Genomic DNA, 24,790 nt, shown 5'->3' with positions numbered 1-24,790 from the left:
CACCGGAGCCAGCCTTTGGACGAGTTCCTCGCCACCCTCAACGGCCTCATCTGGAGCAAGGCGCTGATCGCGCTCTGCCTCGGCGCGGGCCTCTATTTCTCGATCCGCACCCGCTTCATGCAGCTGCGCCACGTGCCGGAAATGATCCGGCTGCTGCTTTCGGGCAAGTCCTCGCAGGCCGGCGTGTCGTCGTTCCAGGCACTGGCCATTTCGCTGTCGGGCCGGGTGGGCATCGGCAACATCGCAGGCGTCGCCACGGCGATCGCTTTCGGCGGGCCGGGCGCCGTGTTCTGGATGTGGGTGATGGCCTTCCTCGGCGCGTCCACGTCCTACATCGAGTCGACCCTGGCGCAGATCTACAAGGAGAAGGACGACGACGGGCGCTACCGCGGCGGCCCGGCGTACTTCATCGACAAGGCGATGGGCCAGAAGTGGTACGCATGGCTGTTCGCGGTCGTCACCATCGTCGCCACCGGCTTCTTCCTGCCCGGCGTGCAGGCCAACGGCATCGCCGCGGGCATGGACAATGCCTGGAGCGTGCCGCCCACGGTCACCGCCGCCGGCGTCGTGCTGGCGCTGGGCTTCATCATCTTCGGCGGCGTCAAGCGCATCGCCCGCTTCGCCGAGTTCGTGGTGCCGTTCATGGCGCTGGCCTACATGCTGGTCGCCTTCGTCATCATGGTGCTCAATGCCGAGCAGGTGCCGGCGATGGTCTCGCTGATCCTCAGCAGCGCCTTCGGCATGGAGGCCGGCTTCGGCGCGATGCTGGGCCTCGCGGTGGAATGGGGCGTCAAGCGCGGCATCTATTCCAACGAGGCCGGACAGGGCACCGGTCCGCATGCCGCCGCCGCCGCCGAGGTCTCGCACCCGGCCAAGCAGGGCTACGTGCAGGCGTTCTCGATCTACGTCGACACGCTGCTGGTGTGCTCGGCGACGGCGTTCATGATCCTGTCCACGGGCATGTACAACGTGGCCTCGCCCGAGGGCGCCATGCTGGTCGAGGCGCTGCCCGGCATCGAAGCGGGGCCGGGCTTCGCCCAGGCCGCGGTGGAATCGGTCATGCCCGGGTACGGAGCGGGCTTCGTGGCGCTGGCGCTGCTGTTCTTCGCCTTCACCACGATCATCGCCTACTACTACATGGCAGAAACCAACATCGCCTACATCAACCGCAAGGTGCATCGTCCGTGGATGACGCTGGCGCTGCGCGTGTTCATCCTGCTCGCCGTGGTCCTGGGCTCCGTGCGCTCCGCCGGCGCGGCGTGGACGCTTGGCGACATCGGCGTCGGGCTGATGGCCTGGCTCAACATCGTCGCCATCCTGATCCTGCAGAAGCCGGCACTGCTGGCCCTGCGTGATTACGAGCGACAGAAGAAGGAAGGCAAGGACCCGGAGTTCGATCCCGTATCGCTCGGGATCCGCAATGCGGCCTTCTGGGAACGCAGGAAGGACTGACATGGCGAAGGCGGGCTCCACCGACGAGATCCGCCTGCACGGCTTCAACGCCGTGCAGGCCGTGTTCGCGCGCCGCCCCGAGGCGATCCGCAAGCTGTACCTGGCCGAAGCGATGATCCCGCGCCTGCAGCCGCTCCTGAAGTGGTGCGTGGCCAACCGCGTCGGCTATCGGGTGGTGGAGGAGGACGATCTGCGCAGGCTCGCCGCCAGCAGCCACCACGAGGGCGTGGTGGCCGACGTGCTGCGCGAGGCGCCGCAGGCGCTGACCGCGTGGCTGCGCGACCTCGGCGAGGGCCCGGCCTGCGCGCTGTGGCTGGACGGCGTCGGCAACCCGCACAACCTCGGCGCGATCCTGCGCTCGGCCGCCAACTTCGGCGCGGCCGTGCTGCTGCCGAAGCACTCGCCGCTGCAGCTCTCCGGCGCCGCCGCGCGCGTGGCCGAAGGCGGCGCCGAAGCGGTGCCGCTGGTGCGCCTGGGCCGCGAGGACAACGCCATCGCCCAGCTGCGCGGCGCCGGTTTCGGCCTGGCCGCGACCGTGGTGCGCGGCGGTGACGACGCCTTCGCGGCCGAACTGCCGCAAAGACTGGTCTACGTGCTGGGCAACGAAGGCGAGGGCATGTCACCGGCACTGGCCGAAGCCTGCGACCTGCAGCTGTCGATCCCGGGCACCGGCGCCGTCGAAAGCCTCAACGTCGCCGCCGCGACCGCCGTCCTGCTCGCGCGCTGGTGGCAGGTCGCGCTGTAGAGGGGCTGCGGTCTGGAAAAGCTTTGCCACGGATCTGTGCGGATAGAGCAGGGCGGAGGAAAAAGCGGAAAAGCTTTGCCACGGATGACGCGGATTTCGCGGATTTACTCGGATCAGTCTGCGGCCATGGTCTGCATCAGGCGCTGTAAGGCTTTTTCCATGAATGGCCTTTGGCGAGTTGGTTGGATGGGCTCCGAGCCACAATCCCGCCTCGGCCAGATCCGCGTAAATCCGCGAAATCCGCGTCATCCGTGGCAAAAGCCTTTGCTCCATTCGCGCAAATCCGCGGCGCATCCGCGCAAATCCGCGGCAAAAAAGACTCTTCAATCCGCGCCGGCCGCCACCGGCGCGCTGCCGAAGTCGCCGTCCGCATCCGCCGCCAGGTAGGCGAAGACGGCATACGCCGCGGCGTTCTGTGCCAGCGCTTCCGGGTCGATCTTGTCGAGCGTGTCGTCGGGCGTGTGGTGCAGGTCGAAGTAGTCGCTGCCGTCCTGGCCGAGCCAGGCCCAGGTGGCGCCCTTGCGCGCCATGCCGATGACGTCCGGCCCCGGGCTGCCTTCGCCGGGCATGTGTTCGATGCCCAGCGGCGCCAGCGCTTCGGCGATGCGCGCTTCGGCCGACTTCGCGTGTGCCGGTGCGCCGGTGCCGAATCCGTAGATGCGGCCGGCGCCGAAGTCGCTTTCGGCCACCAGCTGGTGACGGGCCACGTTGCCGGCGTGCTGGTCCGCATACGCGAAACCGCCGTGCAGGCCCTGCTCCTCATTGGCGAAGGCGACCACGCGGATGCTGCGCGCGGGGCGTTGCGGAAGCCGCGCGATGTGCACCGCGGCGGACATGGTGATGCCGACGCCGGCGGCATCGTCGACCGCGCCGGTGCCGAGGTCCCAGGAGTCGAGGTGGCCGCCGATCAGCACGACCTCGTCGGGGTGGCGGCTTCCGGTGATCTCGCCGATCACGTTCTGCGAGGTGTATTCGCCGTCCCAGCCGCAGTCGAGCGCCAGGCGCAGGCGCACCGGGCCGCGCGCGAGCAGGCGCGCCAGCTGGTCGGCGTCGGGCACGGCCAGCGCGGCGGACGGCACCGGCTCCAGGCCTTCGTCGAAGCGGGTGATGCCGGTATGCGGATTGCGGTGCGAGTCGGTGCCCGCCGAGCGCATCAGGAACCCCGCGGCGCCGGCGCGGATCGCCGCCGAGGGGCCGCGGCTGCGCACGCGTGAACCGGGGCCGTAGCCGCTGCCGTCGCGGGCGCGCTCCATGCGGTAGTCGACGAAGGCGATCCTGCCGGCAAGCGAGCCCGCCGGCGCGGCCTCGAGCGCGGCGAGGTCGGCGAAGCGCACCACCTCGGCCTCGATCGTGCCCGCGGGGCTGCCGCCCAGCGCGGTCAGCGCCAGCGGCTGCGCGTTCGCGCCCAGCACCTCGGCGCGCTCGCTGCGGCGGACCCACTTCGGAAAGGTCACCGGCTCGGTCCAGACGCGGTCGAAGCCGAGTTCGGCGAACTTCGCCTTCGCCCATTCGACCGCGCGTGCGTCGGCCTCGCTGCCGGCCAGGCGCGGGCCGACTTCGGTGGTCAGGGATTCGGTGATGTCCCAGGCCAGGCTGCTGGCCAGCGCGGTCTCGCGCAGTTGGGCCGCGACGGCCATCGAGGCGTCGCTGATGCGGGTCTCGGGCGCGGCGGGCGCGACGCTGGCGGCAGGGGTGTTGGCGGCCTCGGCAGCCACGGTGGCGGCGGCGGGAAGGTGGACGACAGCGGCGATCGCCGCCGCGAGCAACATCGGAACCAGGCGCATGGCGCTCCGCTGCATCTGAGGGAGCCCGCAGCTTAGCAAGCCCCACCTCCAGCGCTCCCTTCTACCGGCTGCGGGGAAGTCCCCGCATCGCAGGGGATGGGCGCGAAGCTTGCCGCAAGCCTTCAAAAGAAGAACCCCGCAAGAATGCGGGGTTCCTTGACGGGGCTTTTCCGCGGGACTGCCCCCATCTGCCTTCGGCCATCTTCCCCCGCGGGCAGGGGAAAGAAGAGGCGCTCGGGTCCCGGCGCTTCAGCGCTTCAGCGAATCCCGGATCTCGCGCAGCAGCAGCACGTCCTCGCTGGGCTCGGCGGGCGCTTCCGGCGCTGCCTCTTCCTTGCGGTTGAGGCGGTTGATCGCCTTGACCATCATGAAGATCGCGAACGCCACGATGATGAACTGGATCAGGGCGTTGAGGAACGTGCCGTAGCCGATTTCCACCGCGGGCACCACCTCGCCCGCGGCATCGACGCTGGCCTGCTTCAGCGTGATCGCCAGGTCGGAGAAATCCACCCCGCCGATGAGCAGGCCGATCGGCGGCATGATCACGTTGTCGACCAGGGCGGTGACGATCTTCCCGAAGGCCGCGCCGATGACCACGCCGACGGCGAGGTCGATGACGTTGCCGCGCATCGCGAATTCCTTGAATTCACTGATCATGCCCATCGGGGTTTCCTTAGTGGATGGTGGAGGGGCTAGCCTACACGCGTGGCGGCGTGATCCGACACCGCAGCACGATCGCATCGTCCAGGCGCGCCTCGCAGGCATCGCCCGGCGACAGCGCGGCCACGCCCGCGGGCGTGCCCATGAAGACCAGGTCGCCGGCGCGCAGCGCGTAGAGCTTCGAGAGTTCGTGCAGGATGTCGGGCACGTCCCAGATCAGGTCGGACAGCGGGGCGGCCTGGCGCTCGGAACCGTTGACGCGCAGCGACAGCCGCCGCGGAGCCAGCTCGCCGATGCCGGCGGCCGGGACCAGCTCGCTCATCGGCGCCGATTCGTCGAAGCCCTTGCCGGTGTCCCAGGGCAGGCCGGCCTTCTTGGCCGCCGCCTGCAGGTCGCGGCGGGTGAGGTCGAGGCCCACGCCATAGCCGAACACCAGCGCCTGCGCGTCGGCCGGGTCGAGCACGCCGTCGGGCGCGTCTCGGCCCAGCGCCACCACCAGTTCGACCTCGTGGTGCAGGTCGGCCGTGGCCGGCGGGTAACGCACTTCGCCGCCGGTCACGATGGCGTCGGCGGGCTTGGAGAAGAACACCGGGCTGCCGCGCTCGGCCTTCGATGCCGGCGCCTGCGCGCCCATCTCGCGGGCGTGGTCGGCGAAGTTGCGGCCCACGCAGTACACGCGGCGCACGGGGAAATGGCCGCCACCGCGCACGGGCACGCGGATCGGCTCCGGCGCGGGGATCACGTCGGTCATCGGGGGCTCCGGAAAGCGCGGGGCGCTCAGTAGGGCAGGGTGTGCGCCGGCTTGTCGACCACGCGGTACTCGGCGTCGACAATGCTGCCCGGGCGGACCTGCGCCGCGGGGCGGCGGCTCAGCAGGCGGCGCGCGAGGCCAAGCGCCAGCATCGCGGTGCCGACCACGACGCCGACCACGAGCAGCACGGCCAGCAGCGCCAGGCCGAGCAGGCCCACGGCCACGCGCGCCAGGGGGTGCCTGGGCTTGCGCGGCGCGAACAGGGCGCCGAACTGGCTGGCATCGAAGCGGGCGTGGGCGCTGCGGAAGGTGCGGTTGATCATGCGGTGGTGCCAGAATGTGAAGACTTGGTGATGGGTGAGTATCGGACCGATGGCGGCAGAAGTTGTAAGTGAAGTGTTAACCGGCGACTCCGCAGCGCCGCTGCTTGCGCTCGACGCCCTGCCTGCCGGCGGCTTCGCCGAGGCCGAGGGGCCGGTCGACGGCGTCATGGAATCGCTGGTGCTGCACCGCGATGCCGGCGGTGCCGTGCGCGCCTGGCTCAACGTCTGTCCGCACGCCGGCCGCCGCCTGGACTGGGCGCCGGGGAAGTTCCTGGTGTCGAAGGAGGGGCTGCTGGTGTGCGCGGTGCACGGCGCCAGCTTCGAGACCGCCGGCGGCGTCTGCGAGGCGGGGCCCTGCCGCGGCGAGTCGCTGCGCGCGGTGGCCGTCGAAGTGCGCGATGGCGCGGTCTGGCTGGCCTGATCAGAAGATCAGGTTGACCATCGCCACCACCACCACCAGGTAGGCGATCGACAGCGCGCTGCCCACGCGCCACAGGTCGCGCGCCGAGTAGTCGGCGGGGCCGGTCACCATCGACACCACCGGGTTCGAGGCGGTCACGAGGTTGTTGGAGGCCGCCAGCGCCACGACCAGCGCGAACGCGGTCGGGTCGCCGCCGGCCGCCAGCGCCAGGTTGATCGCCAGTGGCACCATCACGATGGTTGCGCCGACGTGGCTGATCACCAGCGAGAACGCCGAGGTCAGCGCCGCCACGGTGAACTGGATCACCCAGACCGGCAGTCCATCAGGCAGCTCCTCGATCGTGTGCCCCGCGATCCAGGCCGCGGCGCCGCTGGTGTCCATGGCCCAGCCCAGCGGGATCAGGCAGGCCATCAGGAACACCGTCTTCCAGCTGATCGCCGAATAGGCCTCGTCCATCTTCAGCACGCCGCAGACCAGCATGCCGGCCACGCCGGTCATCAGCGCGATCGAGGTCGGCAGGTCCGAACCCAGCGCCACCAGGATGGTGACGGCGAAGATCGCCATCGCCACCTTGAACTTGTGCGGCCGCTGCTCGCCCTTGGGAAAGTCGGTGACCACGACGAAGTCGCGGTTCGCGGCGGTCTGCGCCAGGTCCTGCCAGATGCTGTGCAGCACCAGCATGTCGCCGGCGCGCAGCGGCAGGTTGCGGACGTCGTCGCGCAGCACTTCCTTGTCGCGGTTCACCGCCAGCAGGCTGATGCCGTAGTTCTTGCGCATCGCGAGCTCGGCGGCGCTCTTGCCGATGAACTTCGACGTCGGCGGCACCACGGCTTCGGAGATGCCGGCGCGGCTGGGGTTGAACAGGTCGCCGAACTCGCGCAGGCGCGTGGACATGCGCAGCATGTTGTTCTGCGCGAAGTCGGCCACCTGCTGCCGCGGGCCCATCGCGCCGATCACGCTGCCGACCCAGATCCGGGCGTCACCGGGTGGCGCCAGGCGTGAGTCGTTGCCGGTCTTCAGCGCCAGCAGCAGCGGGGCGCCGTGCAGGGTTTCCGCCTCGCCCAGGGCCATGCCCACCAGCGGGCTGTCGGCGCTGACGGTGAGTTCGAACACGTCGCCCTCGATGCCGTAGGCGCGCGCGAAGTAGCTCTGCGTGCGCGCGGGCGTGACGCTGCCGTCGCTTTCGCCGCCGCCCCCCAGCAGGCGGTCGCCGAAGAAGTGGAAGTAGGCCAGTGCGATCACCAGCAGCGTCAGGCCGATCGGCAGCGGCGCGAACATCGGCAGCGGCTCGAGCGTGGCCACGCCGGAGGGCAGGTTGGCGTTGGCCGCCACCATCAGGTCGTTGAGCAGGATCAGCGGCGAGTTGCCGACCATGGTCAGCGAGCCGCCCATGATGATCGCGGCGCAGATCGGCAGCAGGAAGCGCGACAGCCGCAGGCCGGTGCGCGAGGCCAGGCGCGAGGCCACCGGCAGGTACAGCGCCATCACCGCCGGGTTCTGCATGAACGACGAGTTGAGGCCGGCGATCGCCGAGGTGTAGAGCAGCAGCCGCTTCTCCGCGCCCTTCGAGCGCCGCAGCAGCCAGGCCGCCAGCCGGTTGAGGGCGCCGGTGCGATCCAGGCCGGTGCCGAGGATCATGGTCGCGATGATGCTGATCACCGCGTTGGACGAGAAGCCATTGAAGATGTCCTCGGCCGCGACCAGGCCGGTCAGGCCCAGCACCACCAGCACCACCAGCGCCACGAGGTCGGCGCGCACGCGCTCGAACAGGAACAGCACCATCACCAGCGCGACCAGCCCGAGCACGAGCTTCATGTCGGTGGTGAGGGCCAGCGTCTCCATGTCCTGCGTCTAGTCCCCGGTGGTGGCGTCGGGCCTGCCGTCGTCGGGCACCCTGTCGTAGAGCAGGTCCCACACCCCGTGGCCGAGGCGCTGGCCGCGGCTTTCGAAGTGCGTCTGAGGCCGCCAGTCCGGCCGCGCCACGTGCCCGCGCGGGCCGGCGCGGTTGGCGAGTCCCGGCGTGGCGTCGAGCACGTCCCACATCTGCTCCGCATAGTCCTGCCAATCGGTGGCGAGGTGCAAGCGGCCATCGGGCGCGAGCTTGCGCACCAGCAGTGCGGCAAACGCGGGGTTCACCAGGCGCCGCTTGTTGTGGCGCTTCTTGTGCCAGGGATCGGGGAAGTAGATGCGGACCTCGTCGAGACTGCCGTCGGCGACTTCGTTCTCCAGCACCTCGACGGCGTCGTGGTGGTAGAGGCGGACGTGGTCGCTGCCGTCCTCGGCCAGTGCGTTGAGCAGGCGGCCGACGCCGGGCGCGTGCACTTCGATGCCGATGTGGTCGCGGCCGGGATCGTTCGCCGCCGAGAAGCGCAGCGCCTCGCCGTTGCCGAAGCCGATCTCGAGGATCCGCGGCGCGGCGCGCCCGAAGGCGGCGTCGAAGTCGCGCGGGGTGCCGGCGTAGTCGAGGCCGAAGCGCGGCCACAGCGCGTCGAAGGCGCGCTGCTGCGCCGGCGTGAAGCGCCCCTGGCGGAGCACGAAGCTGCGCACCCGGCGCACGCCGTCCTCGACCGTGAAAGGCTTCGGCGGCGCCTTGGAACCCGGGCTGGAGAACGGATCCGTCATGCCCCGAAATCCCCAAGGTTCCCACCCCCGCCCCTGTAGGAGCAGCTACAGCTGCGACCCGCGATGCCGCCGATACGCCGCCACCGGTTCTGGTCGCCGGGGTGTGGGGTCGCAGCTGTAGCTGCTCCTACATAGGCAGGGGCAGCGGCGGGGGCAGCGATGGGAGCGGGGGCGTCGGGCGTCATCAGCCGAGCAGGCCGTCGACCGGCGACGAGGCGCTGGCGTAGCGCTTGCGCGGGATGCGGCCGGCGCGGAAGGCGGCGCGGCCGGCCTCGACGGCGAGCTTCATCGCGTGCGCCATCAGCACCGGCTCGCGCGCGCCGGCGATGGCGGTGTTCATCAGCACGCCGTCGCAGCCCAGCTCCATCGCGACAGCGGCGTCGGACGCGGTGCCCACGCCGGCGTCGACGATGATCGGCACCTTGGCGTTGTCGACGATCTCCAGCAGGCTCCACTTGTTCTGGATGCCGAGCCCCGAGCCGATCGGTGCGGCCAGCGGCATCACCGCCACGCAGCCGATTTCCTCCAGCTGCTTCGCCAGGATCGGGTCGTCGGAGGTGTAGACCATCACGTCGAAGCCGTCGGCGACCAGCAGCTCGGCGGCCTTCAGCGTCTGCACCACGTCCGGGTACAGGGTCTTCTGGTCGCCCAGCACTTCCAGCTTCACCAGCTTGCGGCCGTCGAGCAGCTCGCGGGCCAGGCGCAGGGTGCGCACGGCCTCCTCGGCGGTGTAGCAGCCGGCGGTGTTGGGCAGGATCGTGTAGCGGTCCGGCGGCAGAACGTCGAGCAGGTTGGGCTCGCCCGGGTCCTGGCCGATGTTGGTGCGGCGGATGGCGACGGTCACGATCTCCGCCGCCGCGGCCTCGGTGGCGCGGCGGGTCTCGTCGAGGTCCTTGAACTTGCCCGTGCCCGTGAGCAGGCGGGACCGGTAGCGCGTGCCGGCGATGACGAGGCTGTCGTCGCCGTGGATGTCTTGGCTGGTCATTGCGCCATTATTGCGCAAGTTCGCCGTTCAGCCGCCCCCGAGCGCGTGCACGATCTCGATGCGGTCGCCGTCCTTCAGCGCGTGTTCGGCGTGCAGGCTGCGCGGCACGATGGCGCCGTTCACCTCCACCGCGACCTTGCGCCCGCCCAGGCCGCTGGATTCCAGCAGTGCGAGCACGGTGCAGGGGCCGGGCAGGGCCTGCGGCTCGCCGTTGAGGATGATGTCCATGGCGGACATTGTCGCCCGCCAGCGCCGGGAATGCATGCGCATGCCGCAGTGCACATTGAGCGCGGCCGCCGCGGCGTGGAACGATGCCCGGTCGCTGTCCGGCGCCCCTGCGCCCGGATGGTCCATCGCAGAGGAGCCTCCATGTCGAAGTCCCGTACCGTCCGCACCGCGCTTGCCGCCGCCCTGGCGCTTGCGGTCCTGCCCGCCGCCGCCCACGACCAGCCGTTCTCCAGCACGGTGTTCTTCGGCGACAGCCTGACCGACGCCGGCTACTTCCGGCCGCTGCTGCCGCCGAACGTGCAGGCGGTCACCGGCCAGTTCACCACCAACCCGGGCCTGGTGTGGTCGCAGTGGCTGGCCGAGCACTACGGCACCCAGGCGCGCCCCAACGGCAACGGCCAGACCGGCGACAACCACGCCGCCGGCGGCGCGCGCAACGGCGTCGACGTCACCGGTGCGCTGGGCTTCACGCCCTCCCTGGCCACCCAGGCCGCGGGCTACCTCGCCGCCAACGGCGGCCGGGCCGATCCGGACGCGCTGTACACGGTCTGGGGCGGCGCCAACGACCTGTTCGCGGTCACCACCGATCCCGGCAATGCCCAGGCGATCATCGGCGGCGCGGTGGGCGCGCAGGTCGGGATCATCGGCGGCCTGCAGGCGGCCGGCGCGCGCTACGTGCTGGTGCCGAACATCCCGGACCTCGGCCTGACGCCGTCGTTCCGCGCCCAGGGCCCGGCCGCGGCCGCCCAGGGCACCGCGCTGGCCACCGGCTACAACCAGGCCCTGTTCTCCACGCTGGCCAGCAACGGCCTGGCCGTGATCCCGGTCGACACCTTCGCCTTCCTGCGCGAGGTGGCCGCCGATCCGGCGCAGTTCGGGATCGCCAACGTCACCGGCACCGCCTGCATGCCGCAGATCACCGCACAGTCGCTGACCTGCAACCCCACCAGCCTGGTCAGCCCCGACGCGCCGCAGACCTATCTGTTCGCCGACGGCGTGCACCCGGCCAGCGGCGCGCACGTGGCGCTGGCCGACTTGGCCATCGCCGCCATCGAGGGCCCACGCCAGATGGCGGTGCTGCCGCATTCGGCGGCGGCCACGGGACGCAACCGCGCCCAGCGCGTCGGCGCGCAGGTCAGCAACCGCGGCGACGCCGAGGGCGCGCGCTGGTGGGCCGACCTGCGCGGCGACTTCCAGCGCTATGCCCACGGCGACCATTACGACGGCACCGGCCCGGCGCTGCTGGTCGGCATGGACTGGGGCCGCGACGGCTTGGCCTATGGCGGCTTCATCGGCTATGGCGTGCAGGGCAACGACTGGGGCAGCCGCCGCGGCAACTGGGACCAGTCCGAGGCCTCGATCGGCGGCTACATCGGCTGGTCCGCGGAGTCGGGTGGCTGGCTCAACGCCCAGCTCAGCTACACCAGCCTCGACTTCGACATCGAGCGCCAGGTGCCGCTGGGCCCGGCGCTGCGCACCCACGGCGGCTCCACCGACGGCAGCAGCCTGGCGCTTGCGGTGCAGGGCGGCTGGGAGTTCGGCGAGGGCGCCCTGCGCCACGGCCCGGTGATCGGCGTGGTCGCGCAGCGGGTCGAGGTCGACGGCTTTGCCGAGAGCGATCCCGGCCTGTCGACCTCGCTGGCCTATCTCGACCAGGAGTTCGACTCGACGGTCGGCAGCGCGGGCTGGCAGCTGTCCTACGCCATCCACGACACCCTGGCGCCGTATGCGCGCCTGACCATCGACCGGGAGTTCGAGGACGAGGCCGCGCAGGCCTTCGCGCGCTCGCAGTCGATCACGGGCTCGCTGCCATATGCAGTGCCCGGGGTGGAGTACGACCAGTCCTGGACCACGCTGACCTTCGGCGCGCGCACGAAGCTGTTCGGCCTGGACGCCGACATCGGCGCCAGCGTCAACAGCGGGCAGAAGGGCGGCAAGCATTCGATGGTGTTCGCCAGCATCGGCGCGGGGTTCTGAGCAAGCGACGCCGCGCGGCCATGCGGCTGCGCGGCGTTGCCAAATCCGGTGGCCCCGTCCTAGACTGGCCGCCTCGCGCGGGCGTAGTTCAATGGTAGAACTGCAGCTTCCCAAGCTGCTAGCGTGGGTTCGATTCCCATCGCCCGCTCCATTTCCGGAAGGCCCTGCGTGCAGCTGGCATGCATGCGGCCTTCGATGGGCTTCTCTATCATTCCCGGTTTAGCCGTCCGAGGAATGACCATGAAGCACCCGACCCTCCTGATCGTCGCGCCCGTGCTCGCACTGGGGCTGTCCGGCGCCGCGCATGCGGACGAGCGTCCCGACCACTTCGAAGGCGAGCGGGCCGCCACGCTGGACGAGGCGCTGGCGCACCTGTCCACGTACAACGCGCAGCTGCAGGCCATCCTGGCCAAGGACGAGCTGGGTCCCGAGGACACCGCGAAGATCCACGAGCTGACCTACACGCTCGAGAACGCGCTGGAGAAGATCGACTCCGAGGTGGACGCCATGGCGGAGGCGCTGGAAGCGGTCCATGTCGCGTCCGAGCGCTTCGAGGTCGACACCGTGCGCGCGCAGGGCCGCAGGTACCTCGACGCATCCTCGAAGCTGGCACCGTAATCCCGCCGGCGACCGCCCATGAAGTTCGCGATCCTGTCGCGCAACACCCGGCTGTACTCCACCCGCCGCCTGGTCGAGGCGGCGCGCCAGCGCGGGCACAGCGTCCGCGTGCTCGATCCGCTGCGCTGCTACATGCGCATTGGCAAGGACGGGTTCGCGCTCCACTACAAGGGGCAGTCGCTGGCGGGCTATGGCGCGGTCATCCCGCGCATCGGGGCCTCGATCAACCGCTACGGCAACGCGGTGCTGCACCAGTTCGAGCTGATGGGTTGCCATACGCCCAATCCATCCGCGGCGATCGCCGCGGCGCGCGACAAGCTGCGCTGCCACCAGCTGCTGGCGGTGCAGGGCATCGACATGCCGGTGACGGTGTTCGGCGACAATCCCGACGACACCGACGACCTGCTGGCGATGCTGGGCCCGCCGCCGCACGTGATCAAGCTCACCGAGGGCAGCCAGGGCCGCGGGGTGATGCTGACCGAGAAACCATCCGCCTCGCGCGGCGTGGTCGACGCGCTGCGCGGGCTGTACGCCACCTTCCTGCTGCAGGAGTACATCGCCGAGGCCGGCGGCGCCGACATCCGCTGCCTGGTGGTCGGCGACCGGGTGGTCGCGGCCATGCGCAGGCAGGCACCGGACGGGGATTTCCGCGCCAACCTGCACCGGGGCGGGGTGGCCGAGGCGTTCGACCTGGATCCAGGGGCGGCCGAGGTCGCCGTGCGCGCGGCCAGGGTGCTCGGGCTGGGCGTGGCCGGAGTCGACCTGATCCTGTCCGCGCGCGGACCGCTGGTCCTGGAGGTGAACGCCTCGCCAGGGCTGGAGGGCATCGAGCGTTCCACGGGCGTCGATGTTGCCGGCCTGATCGTCGAATTCGTTGCGGCCGGCGCCACGGGCGGCGGGATGAAATCCCGGACCCGCGTGAGACGTCGCGCGCGAACGAAAGATTAACGCGGTGTTTAACGCCTCTTTAATCGTGCTCCCCGCAGAGTGGGCCCGCCGAAATCCTTCCGGCGTCATCTGAACTCTCCAGCCAGTCGTGGATCGCGGTCATCGGGGCACTACGTTCGGCCCGGGCACACTCGTTGCCCGGGCCGCTTTCTGTCCGGTGCACGCCGCATCTCGGGCGGTCGGGCAAGGTGTGCAAGAATCGGCCGGCACAAGGGAACGCGCGCCCGGCGCGGTGGTCCATCGTCCGGCCCAACCACAGGATCCATGCATGCGCATACTCGTGATCGAAGACAACCAGGACATCGCCGCGAACCTGGGCGACTACCTGGAGGACCGCGGCCATACCGTCGACTTCGCCGCCGACGGCGTGACCGGGCTGCACCTGGCGGTGGTCCACGACTTCGACGCCGTGGTGCTGGACCTGAACCTCCCGGGCATGGACGGCATCGAGGTCTGCCGCAAGCTCCGCAACGAGGCCCGCAAGCAGACCCCGGTGCTCATGCTCACCGCGCGCGACAGCCTCGACAGCAAGCTCGCCGGCTTCGACTCTGGCGCCGACGACTACCTGATCAAGCCGTTCGCGCTGCAGGAGGTCGAGGTCCGGCTCAACGCGCTGTCGCGCCGGGGCAAGGGCGTGCAGACCCGCGTGCTCGAGGTCGCCGACCTCGAGTACAACCTCGACACGCTCGAGGTGCGGCGCGCCGGCAAGCTGGTGCAGCTCAACCCCACCGCGCTCAAGATCCTGCAGGCGCTGATGGAGGCCGCGCCCGCGGTGGTCACGCGCCAGGAGCTCGAGACCCGCGTGTGGGGCGAGGAGCTGCCGGATTCCGACAGCCTGCGCGTGCACATCCACGGGCTGCGGGCGGTGATCGACAAGCCGTTCCCGACCCAGCTCGTGCAGACCCGCCATGGCATCGGATACCGCATCGCCGCGCCCGATGCCTCAAGCTGACGCGGCGCCGCCCGCGCCCAGGGGGCTCGGGCGGCGTCGGTACCGCCGCAGGCTGCGCAGCCGCATCATCCTGTCGTTCGCCCTGCTGGGCCTCGGCCTGACGGCGATGTTCGCGATCGCCGCGGCCTACGTCGGCGCGGTGGTCGAGGACCAGGCCGTCGGCACGGTACTGAAGGAGAACCTCGACGACTACGCCGAGCGCTTCTACCAGGACCAGACCGCGCAGCTGTCGCCGCTGGGCAGCGTGCGCGCCTATGTCTTCGGCCCAGACAAGTGGCACAACGCGCAGGCGGACTGGATCCCGCTGGAATCCGGCGTCTACAACATGAACGGCATCGAGGACGGCGAGCCCTTCGTCTACCGGCTGGTGGTCAAGAAGGATCCGGACTACTGGTTCTTCGTCGCCCAGGACATGACCAGCACCGCCGAGGTGCGCGCGCGCATCAAGCTGATCCTGATCGCGGCGGTGGTGCTGTTCACCGTGCTCGCCGGGATCATCGGCTGGTGGTCGGCTTCGCGCGTGATGCGGCCGGTGTCGGAGCTGGCCAACCTGCTGGGCGCGTCCGACGACAGCGCGCGCCCGGTGGCGCTGGCGCCGCATTTCCCCGACGACGAGGTCGGCGAGCTGGCGACCGCGCTCGACGACTACGCCGCGCGCCTGACCGAGGTCGTGCAGCGCGACCGCGAGTTCAACGCCGACGTCAGCCACGAGCTGCGCACGCCGCTGGCGGTGATCAAGGGCGCGGTCGAGCTGCTGCTGTCGCGCCCCGGGCTGGACGACAAGACGCTCGTGCGCCTGCAGCGCATCCAGCGCGCCGAGGCGCAGTGCACCGACCTGATCAGCGCACTGCTGCTGCTGTCGCGCGCCGAGCGCGGCCACGGCAACACCGATGTCTACCGCGTCGCCGAACAGCTGCTTGACGCGCATCGCCCGCAGCTCGGCGCCAAGGCGCTGGAGCTCTGTCTGGAAGGCGAGCCCGGCCGGCTGGTGGTGGATGCGCCGGAAGCGGCGGTCTCGGTGGCGCTGGGCAACCTGATCGGCAACGCCGTGAAATACACCACCGCGGGCAGGGTGGTCGTGCGCCTGCACGAGCGCTCGGTCGAGGTGGTCGATTCGGGGCCGGGCCTGAGCGCGGAGGATGCCGCGCACCTGTTCGAGCGCGGCTATCGCGGCAGCCACGCCGAGCACACGCACGGCGGCGGCATCGGCCTGTCGATCGTGCGCCGGCTGTGCCGCCTCTACCAGTGGCGGGTGCGCGTGGTGCCCGGTGCGGAGCGCGGCGTGGTGGCCACGCTGCGCTTCGATGTCGACGACGACGAGGCCGGGACCGGCTGACCCGCTCCGGCCACGGGCTCAGTCGCGCAGCGGCTCCAGCCAGCCGTGGCGATCGGGCGTGCGGCCGTCGAAAAGCCCGAAGAACAGCTCCTGCAGGCGCAGGGTCACCGGTCCGGCGCGGCCGGCGCCGACCTGGCGGCCGTCGACCGAGCGGATCGGGGTGATCTCGGCGGCGGTGCCGCACATGAACAGTTCGTCGCAGAGATACAGGTACTCGCGCGGCAGGTCGCGCTCGACCACAGCGATGCCGGCGTCGCGCGCCAGGCGGATGATCGAGTCGCGGGTGATGCCGTTGAGCAGCGCGGCGCTCACCGGCGTGGTGTGCAGGGCGCCGTCGAAGACCAGGAACAGGTTTTCGCCCGCGCCTTCGCTGAGCAGGCCCGTCGACGCCAGCGCGATGCCTTCGCCGAAGCCCAGGCGGCGCGCCTCGCGCGCGACCAGCTGGCCGGACAGGTAGTTGCCGCCGGCCTTGGCGCCGGCCGGGATGGTGTTGGGCGCGAAGCGCTGCCAGCTCGAGACGCAGGCGTCGATGCCTTCGGTCAGCGCGCCGTCGCCGAGGTAGGGACCCATGTGCCAGGACGCCACCGCGACGTCGATCGGCGTTTCCGCGCTCAGCCCGAAGCCGCCGAGGCCACGCCACGCCACCGGGCGCAGGTAGGCCTGGCGCAGGCCGTTGCGGCGCACCACCTCGTGGCAGGCGGCGTCGAGTTCGTCGGGTGTGTACGGGATCGCCATGTCGTAGATGCGCGCCGAGGCGAACAGGCGGCGGGTGTGGTCCTGCAGGCGGAAGATCGCGCTGCCGCCGGGGGTGGCGTAGGCGCGGATGCCTTCGAACACCGACGAGCCGTAGTGCAGGCCGTGCGACATGACGTGGGTGTTGGCTTCGGCCCAGGGCTTGATGCCGCCGTTGTGCCAGATCCATTCGGGGTACTGCATGGCGCTGCTCCGCTGCGGTGGACCGCCATTGTGCCGCAGCGGCTCAGAGCGAGATCCACCAGCAGTCCATGTGCCGGCGCAGGCCGAAGGTGGTGGTGGACGGCGTGACGCCGTCTGACAGCACCTGGTCGATGCGCAGCGCGACCGGCCGCCGCGGCGCCGGCGGAGCCGGGGGCTGTGCCAGGGAGCTGGCGGCCGTCCCGGTGACCAGCGCCGACAGCGGGGCCGGACCGGCCGGGGCGGCGGCTGCGGTTGGTGCGGTTTCCGGCGACGGGACGACGATGGTCCGCGCCGGACGCAGCGCGGTGACGTTGAGCAGGGGGCGGCGCGCGATCGCATCCAGCCGCTCCAGCACCGCATAGCCGTTGCGATGGCCCATTCCCGCCCAGTGGTAGCTCCGCGCCAGCCAGTTGGTGTCGCGGGCGTCGATCGCCGAGGTCACCTCGAAGACCAGGTCCTGCAGGCGCCGCGAGCAGCCGCCGCGGTAGCGCGGCGCCGAGCCCGGAGACAGGCCCCCGTCGGCGTTCGGGCGGGTCTCGACCGCGCCCAGCGTGGCGCAGCTGCGGTCGGTGTACACGGTGCCGCCGTCGGGCGTCGTGCAGCGGCGGACCTGGGCCCCGACGGGTGCCGGCAGCAGGAGGGCGGTCGCCACCGCCGCCAGCAGCGAGGCGGCCAGGACGGGGTGGCGCGGGTACGGCATCGGCCAAGGGTACCGCGAGTGGTGCCCCGCCGGCGCGCCGGATGCGGCGTCAGCCCAGCCGTTCGAGCACCGCGACCGTTGGCCGGGCGAGGTTGAGGGTGTAGAAGTGCAGGCCCGGGGCGCCGCCTTCGACCAGGCGCCGGCACAGGCCGGCGACGAAATCGCCGGCGAGCTCGCGGATGCTGTCGATGTCGTCGCCGTAGGCCGCCATGCGCTTGCCCAGCCAGCGCGGGATTTCGGCGCCGCAGGCCTCCGAGAAGCGCTTGAGCTGGCTGAAGTTCGAGATCGGCATGATGCCCGGGACGATCGGAACCTCGACGCCGAGCGCGCGGGCCTCGTCGACGAAGCGGAAATAGGCGTCGGCGTTGTAGAAGTACTGGGTGATCGCGCCGTCCGCGCCGGCGTCGACCTTGGCCTTGAAGTGGCGCAGGTCGGCCAGCGCGTCCTCGGCCTGGGGGTGCGTTTCCGGGTAGCAGGCGACCTCGATGTGGAAGCAGTCGCCGTGCTCGGCGCGGATGAAGGCGACCAGGTCGGCGGCATGGCGGAACTCGCCGGGATGGCCCATGCCCGAGGGCAGGTCGCCGCGCAGCGCGACGATGCGGCCGCAGCCGTGTTCGCGATAGCGCTGCAGCAGGGCCGCCAGCTCCTCGCGCGTGCCGCCCACGCAGGACAGGTGCGGGGCGGCGTCCAGCCCGTGGTCGTCGATCAGCGCGCGCACGGTGTCGCCGGTGTAGCTGAGCGTCGAGCCGCCGGCGCCGAAGGTGCAGGACACGTACTCGGGTGACCAGGCCTTGAGCCGCTTGGCGGTGCGGCCGAGCTGCGCGCGCTGTTCGTCGTTCTTCGGCGGGTAGAACTCGAAGCTGATCGGGATCATGGCGGCCGTGGCATCGGGAACGGGGTGATGATATCTCTTTATCGCGATAGATGTGTACGGATTCTCCGGAGGCGACCGGACGGCGCGGTGGAAGCGGAGGCGTCGCGAGGCGGCGGCGGGCCCCCGGAACGCAGGAAGGGCGCCCCGAGGGACGCCCTTCCTGCATCGCGGCCAGACCTGGCCGCCGGCACACCGCGCCGCTCCCGAGGGAGCGGCGAAGGCGGCTCAGTAGCGGTAGTGCTCCGGCTTGAACGGCCCCTCGACGGACACGCCGATGTAGTCGGCCTGTTCCTTCGTGAGCTTCGTCAGCCGCACGCCGATCTTCTCCAGGTGCAGGCGCGCGACTTCCTCGTCGAGCAGCTTCGGCAGGATGTAGACCTTGTTCGCGTACTCGTCCTTCTTCGCCCACAGGTCGATCTGCGCCAGCGTCTGATTGGCGAAGGAGTTCGACATCACGAAGCTCGGGTGGCCGGTGGCGCAGCCCAGGTTCACCAGGCGGCCCTCGGCGAGCAGGAACATGGCGTTGCCGTTCGGAAGGATGTACTTGTCCACCTGCGGCTTGATGTTGACGATCTCGACGCCGGCCAGCGCCTTGAGCGCATCGACCTGGATCTCGTTGTCGAAGTGGCCGATGTTGCAGACGATGGCCTGGTCCTTCATCGCGGTCATGTGCTCGACGCGGATGATGTCCTTGTTGCCGGTGGTGGTGACATAGATGTCGGCCTCGCCCAGGGTGTCCTCGACGGTGGCGACCTCGTAGCCTTCCATCGCCGCCTGCAGCGCGCAGATCGGGTCGATCTCGGTGACGATCACGCGGGCGCCGTAGGCGCGCAGCGAGGCCGCGCAGCCCTTGCCGACGTCGCCGTAGCCGCAGACCACGGCCACCTTGCCGGCCAGCATCACGTCCAGCGCGCGCTTGAGGCCGTCGGCCAGCGACTCGCGGCAGCCGTAGAGGTTGTCGAACTTCGACTTGGTGACCGAGTCGTTGACGTTGATCGCCGGCACCAGCAGCTTGCCGTCCTGGGCCAGCTGGTAGAGGCGGTGCACGCCGGTGGTGGTCTCTTCCGACACGCCCTTCCAGTCGGCGACGACCTTCGTCCAGTAGCCCGGGCGCTCCTTGGCCACGCGCTTGAGCAGGTTCTTGATCACCTGCTCCTCGTGGCTGCCCGACGGGCTGTTGACGAAGCTCTCGTCGCCCTGTTCGAGTTCGTAGCCCTTGTGGATCAGCAGCGTCACGTCGCCGCCGTCGTCGACCACCAGCTGCGGGCCGAGGAAGCCGCCGTTGCCGTCGGGGAAGCTCAGCGCATCCAGCGTGCAATCCCAGTACTCCTCCAGCGTCTCGCCCTTCCAGGCGAACACCGGCGTGCCGGTGGCGGCGATGGCCGCGGCGGCGTGGTCCTGGGTGGAGAAGATGTTGCACGAGGCCCAGCGCACGTCGGCGCCGATGTCCTTGAGCGTCTCGATCAGCACCGCGGTCTGGATGGTCATGTGCAGCGAGCCGGTCACGCGCACGCCCTTGAGCGGCGCTTCGGCGGCGTGCTTGCGGCGGATGGACATCAGGCCGGGCATCTCGTGCTCGGCGATGTCGATCTCCTTGCGGCCCCAGTCGGCCAGGGAGATGTCGGCGATCTTGTAGTCGCCCTCGGTGGAAAATGCCCGTTCAGGGCTGGTCTTGGCAACGGCGTTCATCGGGAAGCTCCGGTTTCTGCGCCCGCTCCCGCTCGGGGAGGGGTCGGGGTGGGGAACCGGGCGCCGTTGGGGTGTTCGTCGCCGAGCCTGGTGGGAAGGCTCCATCGAAGCCGGCCCATCGCAGCGCCCCTCGGCGGACCGCGAATTATATAACGCCACGGCCGGGCGATCCCCGTCCACGCGCCGCGGCACGCTCGACCTAGGGTTGGACCGGGTGTAGAGCACCGGCGACAGCCCCTAACCTGACGCCATCCCACACTGCGCCGGAAGCCCCCCCCATGACCGTCAATGCGATCGGATACCAGCAGCCCCTCCCGCCGCCGCCGCCCCCGCCGCCGCCGCCGAAGCAGCACGAAGTCCAGCATGGCGAGACCATCGACAGCATTGCCAGGGCCAACGACACCACGCCGCAGGCGCTGATCGGGGCCAATCCGCAGCTGACCAATCCGGACACCCTCTATCCCGGCGACAAGCTGAACCTGCCAGCGGCCGCGGCCACCGATGACGACGCGGGCGGCGGTTCGGCCAAGGTCACCGGCGAGGACGAGACCAAGACCGGAACCGACGCCAACGGCACGAGCTCGAAGAACGAAGCCAGCGTCGGCGTGTCCGAGGACGGGGTCACGGCGGGTGGGAAGAAGACCGACAAGACCACCACCACGGACGCGGACGGCAACAAGACCACCACCAGCACCACCGCGGGCGGCAGCGTCACGGTCGATCCCGACGAGGGCACGGTTTCGCTGACTGCCAACGGCGGCTTCAGCGAGAGCGTCAAGAACTCGAAGGGCGTCGGCATCAGCTTCGGCATGGATGGCAGCAGCACCGTCGTCACCGGCGAGAAGACCGAGAACGGCGTGACCACCTACAGCGTGTCCAGCGACATTTCGATGTCGCTGAACGCGGGCGTGGACGTCAAGCAGGCCGGCCTGGAGTACGGCCACACGGAGGGCATCAAGGCGTCCTACGAGGTATCGATGCCGGAGCAGGCGGCGAAGACCACCGACCTCGCCAGCGTCAATCCGTTCGACCCGTCGACGATGCCGACCGGCACGGTCATCAAGATCGATGGCTCGAACTACGCGAGCAACGAATTCAAGGCCACCTTCCGCAACGTCGCCGCCGAGACCAAGGTGACCACCGAGGAAGGCACCAGCCTGCTGGTCGAGAAGACCGGTGCCGACACCGTGCGCGTGACCGCAGGCCCGACCGAGGCCATCAGCGCCTACAATGGCGTGGGCCTGGACTTCGAGCAGGTCAAGGTGATGCTCGGCAACGACACCAGCCTGAGCGGCGCCACGCTCAAGACCGCCGAGTTCGACCTGTCCACGCCGGAAGGCCTGGCCGCCTACAACGACTACGTCGCCAACGGCAACATGCCGGCCGACAACGGCCCGGGCGTGTCGGAGGTGAAGACCATCGAGAAGCTCGACTATTCGTCGCAGGCCAAGGTCGACGTGAAGCTCGGCCCGCTGGAGCTGGGCATCGACGGTGCGCAGAACACCGGCGATTCGGTGGTCACCACCTATCCCGACGGCACCGCCGAGCGCACGGTCAACCTGCAGTACAGCGGCAACGTGCCGATGACCCTCACCCAGTCGTTCGACGCCGAGGGCAACGAGATCATGGGCGATCGCGAGTACGCGTACACGATCAAGGTCGACGAGAGCAATTCGCAGCTGATCAACGCCGCCCAGACCGGCGACGTCGACAAGGCGCAGGATGGCCCGGTGAAGCCTGGCGACACCGTCACCATCACCTACACCGAAGCGGAGATGGCCGAACTGCAGGACCATGCCGAGAAGGCGCTGGAGGCCTCTGGGGGGATGGACTTCGACCTGCGCGTCCTCACCCAGGACTACGACGGCAATGCGGTGAAGACGTTCGACTTCGCGATCGCGCTCGCGCGCAACATGGGCGGCTCCGACTATGGCAGTGCCGAGCGCCTGTTCAACATCTCGAGCTCGGCCGACGGCAACTACGCCGACGGCAACTACGTGCAGCTGCCCGGCACGGTGACCGTGCACGGCAGCTGAGCCCAAGGACGCTGCAGACCGTGGCGACCATGACCGTCGCCACGGTCCCCGCGCGGTGCGGGCGGGCTAGGCTCGGGGTTTGTCCCGAGCAGGAACCACGCCTTGTCCACGCACACTTTCCGACATCTCGCAGCGCCGCTGCTGCTGGCCTGCCTCGCGCTTCCGCCGGTCGCCCCCCAGGCCCGTGACCAGCCGCCAGCGACGGACGCTGCAGCCGCGGCCAGCGCCGGCGGCTACCGCCTGCCCGCGCCCGCGCTGCGCGCCATCGTCGATGCACCTTCGGTGCCGAGGTTGTCGCTGTCGCCGCATCGCGACCTGCTCGCCTACATGCGGGTGCCGGCGCTGCCCGGCATCGACGTGGTCGCCCAGCCGGAGCTCAAGCTCGCCGGCCTGCGCATCCACCCGCGCACGCATTCGGCCAGCGCCTTCAGCTTCATCGACGATCTCTGGCTGCAGGAGGTCGATGGTGGCGCCGAGCGCCGCATCCAGGGCCTGCCGCAGCCGCTGGCGCTGGCATCGCTGCAGTGGTCGCCCGACCAGCGCCACATCGCCTTCAGCCACGTCGATCCGCGCGCCGGCCGCGTGGAGCTGTGGCTGGTGGACGTGGCCGAGGGCCGGGCCCGCCGCCTGGTCGAGCGCCCGCTGGGCAGCGTGACCGGCAGCGGCTTCGACTGGCTGCCCGACAGCAGCGGCCTGATCGCGCTGGTGCGGCCGGAGGGGCAGGGCGCACCGCCCGCCGACGATGGCGTGCCGACCGGGCCGAACATCCAGGAGACGCGCGGAAGCGGCCAGGTGCAGAGCCTGCGCACCTATCAGGACCTGCTGGCCAATCCGCACGACGAGGCGCTGTTCGCGTACTACATGACCAGCCAGCTGGTGCGCGTGGGCCTGGACGGCGCGGTGCGCGCCATCGGTACGCCGGAGCTGTACGTCGGTGCCTCGGTGTCACCCGATGGCCGCCACCTGCTGCGCCAGCGCCTGGAGCGGCCGTTCTCCTATGCCGTGCCGTACTCGCGCTTCCCGCGCCGCATCGACGTCATCGACCTCGATGGCCGCCTGCTGCACACCGTGGCGACGCTGCCGCTGGTCGAAGGCCTGCCGACCGGCAACGATGCCGTCGCCACCGGCGTGCGCCGCATCGCCTGGCGTTCGGACGTGCCGGCCACCCTGGTCTGGGCGGAAGCGCAGGATGGTGGCGATCCCGCGCGCGACGTGGCGGTGCGCGACCGCGTGTTCGCGCACGCGGCGCCCTTCACCGGCGAGCCGCGGGTGCTGGCGGATCTTTCCACCCGCTTCGGCGGCGTGCGCTGGGGCGACGGCGGACTGGCGCTGCTCACCGAATCCTGGTGGAAAACGCGGCGGCTGCGCGAGTGGCGCCTGGCGCCCGACGCCGGCACCGAGCCGGTGCTGCTGCGCGAAGCGTCCTACGAGGACCGCTACGCCGATCCCGGTACCCCGGTGATGCGGCTGGACGAACGTGGCTTCGCGCGCCTGCTCACCACCGGCGACGGCGACACCATCTATCGCATCGGCGACGGCGCATCGGCCGAAGGCGACCGTCCCTTCCTCGATCGCCAGGACCTGGCGACCGGGGCGACCGAGCGCCTGTTCCACTCGCAGGCGCCCTGGTACGAGGCGCCGTTCGCGCTGCTCGACGCCGAGGCCTCGCGCATCCTCACCACGCGCGAATCGCCCACGGAGCCGGCGCAGGTGCTGCTGCGCACGACCAGCACGGATGCGGCTCCGGTGGCCCTCACCGACTTCCCCCACCCCACGCCGGAGCTGCGCGGCGTCAGCAAGGAGCAGATCCGCTACACCCGCGACGACGGCGTCGAACTCACCGCCGACCTCTACCTGCCCGCGGGCTACGACGCAAAGCGCGACGGCCCGCTGCCGATGCTGATGTGGGCCTATCCGCGCGAGTTCAAATCCGCCGACGCCGCCAGCCAGGTGCGCGGCTCGCCGCACCGCTTCAACCGCATCAGCTACTGGGGCCCGCTGGCCTACCTCGCGCGCGGCTACGCGGTGCTCGACGGCCCGACCATGCCGATCGTGGGCGAGGGCGACGCCGAGCCCAACGACAGCTACGTGAAGCAGCTGGTGGCCAGTGCGCAGGCGGCGGTGGACGAGGTGGTGAAGCGCGGCGTCGCCGACCGCGACCGCATCGCCATCGGCGGCCATTCCTACGGCGCCTTCATGACCGCGAACCTGCTCGCGCACTCCGACCTGTTCCGCGCCGGCATCGCGCGCAGCGGTGCCTACAACCGTTCGCTCACGCCGTTCGGCTTCCAGGCCGAGGAGCGCAACTACTGGCAGGCCACCGACACCTACCAGGCGATGTCGCCCTTCGTCCACGCCGGGAAGATCAACGAGCCGCTGCTCATCATCCACGGCGAGGAGGACAACAACTCCGGCACCTTCCCGATGCAGAGCGAGCGCCTGTTCGCGGCGATGAAAGGCCTGGGCGGCACCGCGCGCCTGGTGATGCTGCCCAAGGAGTCGCACGGCTACCGCGCCCGCGAGTCGATCCTGCACATGCTGGCCGAGACCGATGCGTGGTTGGAGAAGCACGTCAAGGAGGCGCCGCGCCATCCCTGATGGATCGTGTAGGGGCGCGAAGCGTTGATGCGCACCGCCCCTGGATTCGACGCGGAAGACCGGCTGGCGATGCCGGCCGTCCGGTGGTAATGAAACGGGCCGCTTTCGCGGCCCGTTTCATGTCGGCAGGGATGGATCGAGCCATCGCGCCCGAG

General features: G+C 70.4%; 22 protein-coding genes, 1 tRNA gene and 1 riboswitch. Of the genes, 11 read left to right on the top strand and 12 right to left on the bottom strand.

Annotation, left to right across the window (positions count from 1 at the left end; genetic code table 11):
• Window positions 1–15 precede the first annotated feature (15 nt).
• Together IE168_RS08695 and IE168_RS08690 are read left to right on the top strand one after the other, a co-directional pair.
• Entirely contained in the window at window positions 16–1,452 is a 1,437-nt protein-coding gene (locus IE168_RS08695; RefSeq protein ID WP_189497279.1) for an alanine/glycine:cation symporter family protein, read from the top strand.
• Window positions 1,421–2,197: a TrmH family RNA methyltransferase gene (locus IE168_RS08690; RefSeq protein ID WP_189497277.1), complete on the top strand. Its 777-nt coding sequence runs from the start codon at window positions 1,421–1,423 to the stop codon at window positions 2,195–2,197. Before IE168_RS08695 ends, IE168_RS08690 begins: the two co-directional genes overlap by 32 nt.
• 323 nt (window positions 2,198–2,520) lie before the next feature.
• Here IE168_RS08690 and IE168_RS08685 read toward each other — a convergent pair whose 3' ends face one another.
• The 4 genes from IE168_RS08685 to IE168_RS08670 form a co-directional block, all read right to left on the bottom strand.
• Window positions 2,521–3,981, bottom strand: coding sequence for a M28 family peptidase (locus tag IE168_RS08685; RefSeq protein WP_308430347.1), 1,461 nt, complete (start codon window positions 3,979–3,981; stop codon window positions 2,521–2,523).
• 249 nt (window positions 3,982–4,230) lie between these two features.
• On the bottom strand, window positions 4,231–4,644 hold the full coding sequence (gene mscL / locus IE168_RS08680; protein WP_189497275.1) for a large-conductance mechanosensitive channel protein MscL: 414 nt from the start codon (window positions 4,642–4,644) through the stop codon (window positions 4,231–4,233).
• Window positions 4,645–4,678: 34 nt separating this feature from the next.
• On the bottom strand, window positions 4,679–5,392 hold the full coding sequence (locus IE168_RS08675; protein WP_189497273.1) for a fumarylacetoacetate hydrolase family protein: 714 nt from the start codon (window positions 5,390–5,392) through the stop codon (window positions 4,679–4,681).
• Between the two features lie 26 nt (window positions 5,393–5,418).
• Window positions 5,419–5,715, bottom strand: coding sequence for a hypothetical protein (locus tag IE168_RS08670; RefSeq protein ID WP_189497271.1), 297 nt, complete (start codon window positions 5,713–5,715; stop codon window positions 5,419–5,421).
• Between the two features lie 49 nt (window positions 5,716–5,764).
• On the opposite strand from IE168_RS08670, the gene IE168_RS08665 reads away from it, so the two are divergent.
• A complete protein-coding gene (locus IE168_RS08665) occupies window positions 5,765–6,136 on the top strand; it encodes a Rieske (2Fe-2S) protein (RefSeq protein WP_189497266.1) in 372 nt (123 codons plus the stop codon).
• Here the strand turns inward: IE168_RS08665 and IE168_RS08660 are convergent, their stop codons facing one another.
• The 4 genes from IE168_RS08660 to thiS form a co-directional block, all read right to left on the bottom strand.
• Window positions 6,137–7,978: an SLC13 family permease gene (locus tag IE168_RS08660; RefSeq protein ID WP_189497264.1), complete on the bottom strand. Its 1,842-nt coding sequence runs from the start codon at window positions 7,976–7,978 to the stop codon at window positions 6,137–6,139.
• A gap of 9 nt (window positions 7,979–7,987) precedes the next feature.
• Window positions 7,988–8,758, bottom strand: a complete 771-nt coding sequence (gene trmB, locus IE168_RS08655; RefSeq protein ID WP_189497262.1) for a tRNA (guanosine(46)-N7)-methyltransferase TrmB — start codon at window positions 8,756–8,758, stop codon at window positions 7,988–7,990.
• Window positions 8,759–8,942: 184 nt separating this feature from the next.
• Window positions 8,943–9,743, bottom strand: a complete 801-nt coding sequence (locus tag IE168_RS08650) for a thiazole synthase (protein WP_189497260.1) — start codon at window positions 9,741–9,743, stop codon at window positions 8,943–8,945.
• A 27-nt stretch (window positions 9,744–9,770) separates the two neighbouring features.
• Entirely contained in the window at window positions 9,771–9,971 is a 201-nt protein-coding gene (gene thiS / locus IE168_RS08645) for a sulfur carrier protein ThiS (protein ID WP_189497258.1), read from the bottom strand.
• 141 nt (window positions 9,972–10,112) lie between these two features.
• Here thiS and IE168_RS08640 point away from each other — a divergent pair, with 141 nt between their 5' ends.
• The 6 genes from IE168_RS08640 to IE168_RS08615 all read left to right on the top strand — a co-directional run bounded on the left by IE168_RS08640 (window position 10,113) and on the right by IE168_RS08615 (window position 15,802).
• Window positions 10,113–11,948 (top strand): autotransporter domain-containing protein, encoded by a 1,836-nt coding sequence (locus tag IE168_RS08640; protein WP_189497256.1) that lies wholly within the window; start codon window positions 10,113–10,115, stop codon window positions 11,946–11,948.
• Window positions 11,949–12,025: 77 nt separating this feature from the next.
• Window positions 12,026–12,099 (top strand) — tRNA-Gly (locus IE168_RS08635).
• Between the two features lie 89 nt (window positions 12,100–12,188).
• The gene (locus IE168_RS08630; RefSeq protein ID WP_189497254.1) at window positions 12,189–12,566 is read left to right on the top strand and encodes a DUF6746 family protein; all 378 of its coding nucleotides are present in this window, start codon (window positions 12,189–12,191) and stop codon (window positions 12,564–12,566) included.
• An 18-nt stretch (window positions 12,567–12,584) separates the two neighbouring features.
• On the top strand, window positions 12,585–13,514 hold the full coding sequence (gene rimK / locus IE168_RS08625) for a 30S ribosomal protein S6--L-glutamate ligase (protein WP_189497251.1): 930 nt from the start codon (window positions 12,585–12,587) through the stop codon (window positions 13,512–13,514).
• A 268-nt stretch (window positions 13,515–13,782) separates the two neighbouring features.
• Entirely contained in the window at window positions 13,783–14,466 is a 684-nt protein-coding gene (locus IE168_RS08620) for a response regulator transcription factor (protein WP_189497249.1), read from the top strand.
• Entirely contained in the window at window positions 14,453–15,802 is a 1,350-nt protein-coding gene (locus IE168_RS08615; RefSeq protein ID WP_229823284.1) for a sensor histidine kinase, read from the top strand. The genes IE168_RS08620 and IE168_RS08615 overlap by 14 nt, the downstream gene beginning before the upstream one ends.
• A gap of 18 nt (window positions 15,803–15,820) precedes the next feature.
• Here IE168_RS08615 and IE168_RS08610 read toward each other — a convergent pair whose 3' ends face one another.
• From IE168_RS08610 to ahcY, 4 genes are all read right to left on the bottom strand, one after another.
• Window positions 15,821–16,738, bottom strand: a complete 918-nt coding sequence (locus IE168_RS08610) for a branched-chain amino acid transaminase (RefSeq protein ID WP_189497244.1) — start codon at window positions 16,736–16,738, stop codon at window positions 15,821–15,823.
• A 43-nt stretch (window positions 16,739–16,781) separates the two neighbouring features.
• Window positions 16,782–17,438: a hypothetical protein gene (locus tag IE168_RS08605; protein ID WP_189497242.1), complete on the bottom strand. Its 657-nt coding sequence runs from the start codon at window positions 17,436–17,438 to the stop codon at window positions 16,782–16,784.
• A 49-nt stretch (window positions 17,439–17,487) separates the two neighbouring features.
• Window positions 17,488–18,312, bottom strand: a complete 825-nt coding sequence (gene metF, locus IE168_RS08600) for a methylenetetrahydrofolate reductase [NAD(P)H] (RefSeq protein ID WP_189497240.1) — start codon at window positions 18,310–18,312, stop codon at window positions 17,488–17,490.
• 225 nt (window positions 18,313–18,537) lie between these two features.
• Entirely contained in the window at window positions 18,538–20,001 is a 1,464-nt protein-coding gene (gene ahcY, locus IE168_RS08595; RefSeq protein ID WP_189497238.1) for an adenosylhomocysteinase, read from the bottom strand.
• 51 nt (window positions 20,002–20,052) lie between these two features.
• A riboswitch (S-adenosyl-L-homocysteine riboswitch) is annotated at window positions 20,053–20,139 on the bottom strand.
• Window positions 20,140–20,279: 140 nt separating this feature from the next.
• On the opposite strand from ahcY, the gene IE168_RS08590 reads away from it, so the two are divergent.
• Both IE168_RS08590 and IE168_RS08585 read left to right on the top strand, forming a co-directional pair.
• Entirely contained in the window at window positions 20,280–22,037 is a 1,758-nt protein-coding gene (locus IE168_RS08590) for a LysM peptidoglycan-binding domain-containing protein (RefSeq protein WP_189497236.1), read from the top strand.
• 102 nt (window positions 22,038–22,139) lie between these two features.
• Complete coding sequence (locus IE168_RS08585) at window positions 22,140–24,635, top strand: S9 family peptidase (protein WP_189497234.1); 2,496 nt, start codon at window positions 22,140–22,142, stop codon at window positions 24,633–24,635.
• Window positions 24,636–24,790 lie beyond the last annotated feature (155 nt).

This window comes from Luteimonas padinae (assembly GCF_014652935.1).
GTDB classification, from domain to species: domain Bacteria; phylum Pseudomonadota; class Gammaproteobacteria; order Xanthomonadales; family Xanthomonadaceae; genus Luteimonas; species Luteimonas padinae.
This window is presented reverse-complemented; position numbering and strand designations above follow the sequence as displayed.

What these genes read in the sequence shown, in the direction of transcription:
- IE168_RS08690 (WP_189497277.1), top strand. Translation starts at nt 1,421, where the DNA reads ATGCGGCCTTCTGGGAACGCAGGAAGGACTGACATGGCGAAGGCGGGC.
- IE168_RS08685 (WP_308430347.1), bottom strand. Translation starts at nt 3,981, where the DNA reads ATGCGCCTGGTTCCGATGTTGCTCGCGGCGGCGATCGCCGCTGTCGTC.
- mscL (WP_189497275.1), bottom strand. Translation starts at nt 4,644, where the DNA reads ATGGGCATGATCAGTGAATTCAAGGAATTCGCGATGCGCGGCAACGTC.
- IE168_RS08675 (WP_189497273.1), bottom strand. Translation starts at nt 5,392, where the DNA reads ATGACCGACGTGATCCCCGCGCCGGAGCCGATCCGCGTGCCCGTGCGC.
- IE168_RS08670 (WP_189497271.1), bottom strand. Translation starts at nt 5,715, where the DNA reads ATGATCAACCGCACCTTCCGCAGCGCCCACGCCCGCTTCGATGCCAGC.
- IE168_RS08665 (WP_189497266.1), top strand. Translation starts at nt 5,765, where the DNA reads ATGGCGGCAGAAGTTGTAAGTGAAGTGTTAACCGGCGACTCCGCAGCG.
- IE168_RS08660 (WP_189497264.1), bottom strand. Translation starts at nt 7,978, where the DNA reads ATGGAGACGCTGGCCCTCACCACCGACATGAAGCTCGTGCTCGGGCTG.
- trmB (WP_189497262.1), bottom strand. Translation starts at nt 8,758, where the DNA reads ATGACGGATCCGTTCTCCAGCCCGGGTTCCAAGGCGCCGCCGAAGCCT.
- IE168_RS08650 (WP_189497260.1), bottom strand. Translation starts at nt 9,743, where the DNA reads ATGACCAGCCAAGACATCCACGGCGACGACAGCCTCGTCATCGCCGGC.
- thiS (WP_189497258.1), bottom strand. Translation starts at nt 9,971, where the DNA reads ATGGACATCATCCTCAACGGCGAGCCGCAGGCCCTGCCCGGCCCCTGC.
- IE168_RS08640 (WP_189497256.1), top strand. Translation starts at nt 10,113, where the DNA reads ATGTCGAAGTCCCGTACCGTCCGCACCGCGCTTGCCGCCGCCCTGGCG.
- IE168_RS08630 (WP_189497254.1), top strand. Translation starts at nt 12,189, where the DNA reads ATGAAGCACCCGACCCTCCTGATCGTCGCGCCCGTGCTCGCACTGGGG.
- rimK (WP_189497251.1), top strand. Translation starts at nt 12,585, where the DNA reads ATGAAGTTCGCGATCCTGTCGCGCAACACCCGGCTGTACTCCACCCGC.
- IE168_RS08620 (WP_189497249.1), top strand. Translation starts at nt 13,783, where the DNA reads ATGCGCATACTCGTGATCGAAGACAACCAGGACATCGCCGCGAACCTG.
- IE168_RS08615 (WP_229823284.1), top strand. Translation starts at nt 14,453, where the DNA reads ATGCCTCAAGCTGACGCGGCGCCGCCCGCGCCCAGGGGGCTCGGGCGG.
- IE168_RS08610 (WP_189497244.1), bottom strand. Translation starts at nt 16,738, where the DNA reads ATGCAGTACCCCGAATGGATCTGGCACAACGGCGGCATCAAGCCCTGG.
- IE168_RS08605 (WP_189497242.1), bottom strand. Translation starts at nt 17,438, where the DNA reads ATGCCGTACCCGCGCCACCCCGTCCTGGCCGCCTCGCTGCTGGCGGCG.
- metF (WP_189497240.1), bottom strand. Translation starts at nt 18,312, where the DNA reads ATGATCCCGATCAGCTTCGAGTTCTACCCGCCGAAGAACGACGAACAG.
- ahcY (WP_189497238.1), bottom strand. Translation starts at nt 20,001, where the DNA reads ATGAACGCCGTTGCCAAGACCAGCCCTGAACGGGCATTTTCCACCGAG.
- IE168_RS08590 (WP_189497236.1), top strand. Translation starts at nt 20,280, where the DNA reads ATGACCGTCAATGCGATCGGATACCAGCAGCCCCTCCCGCCGCCGCCG.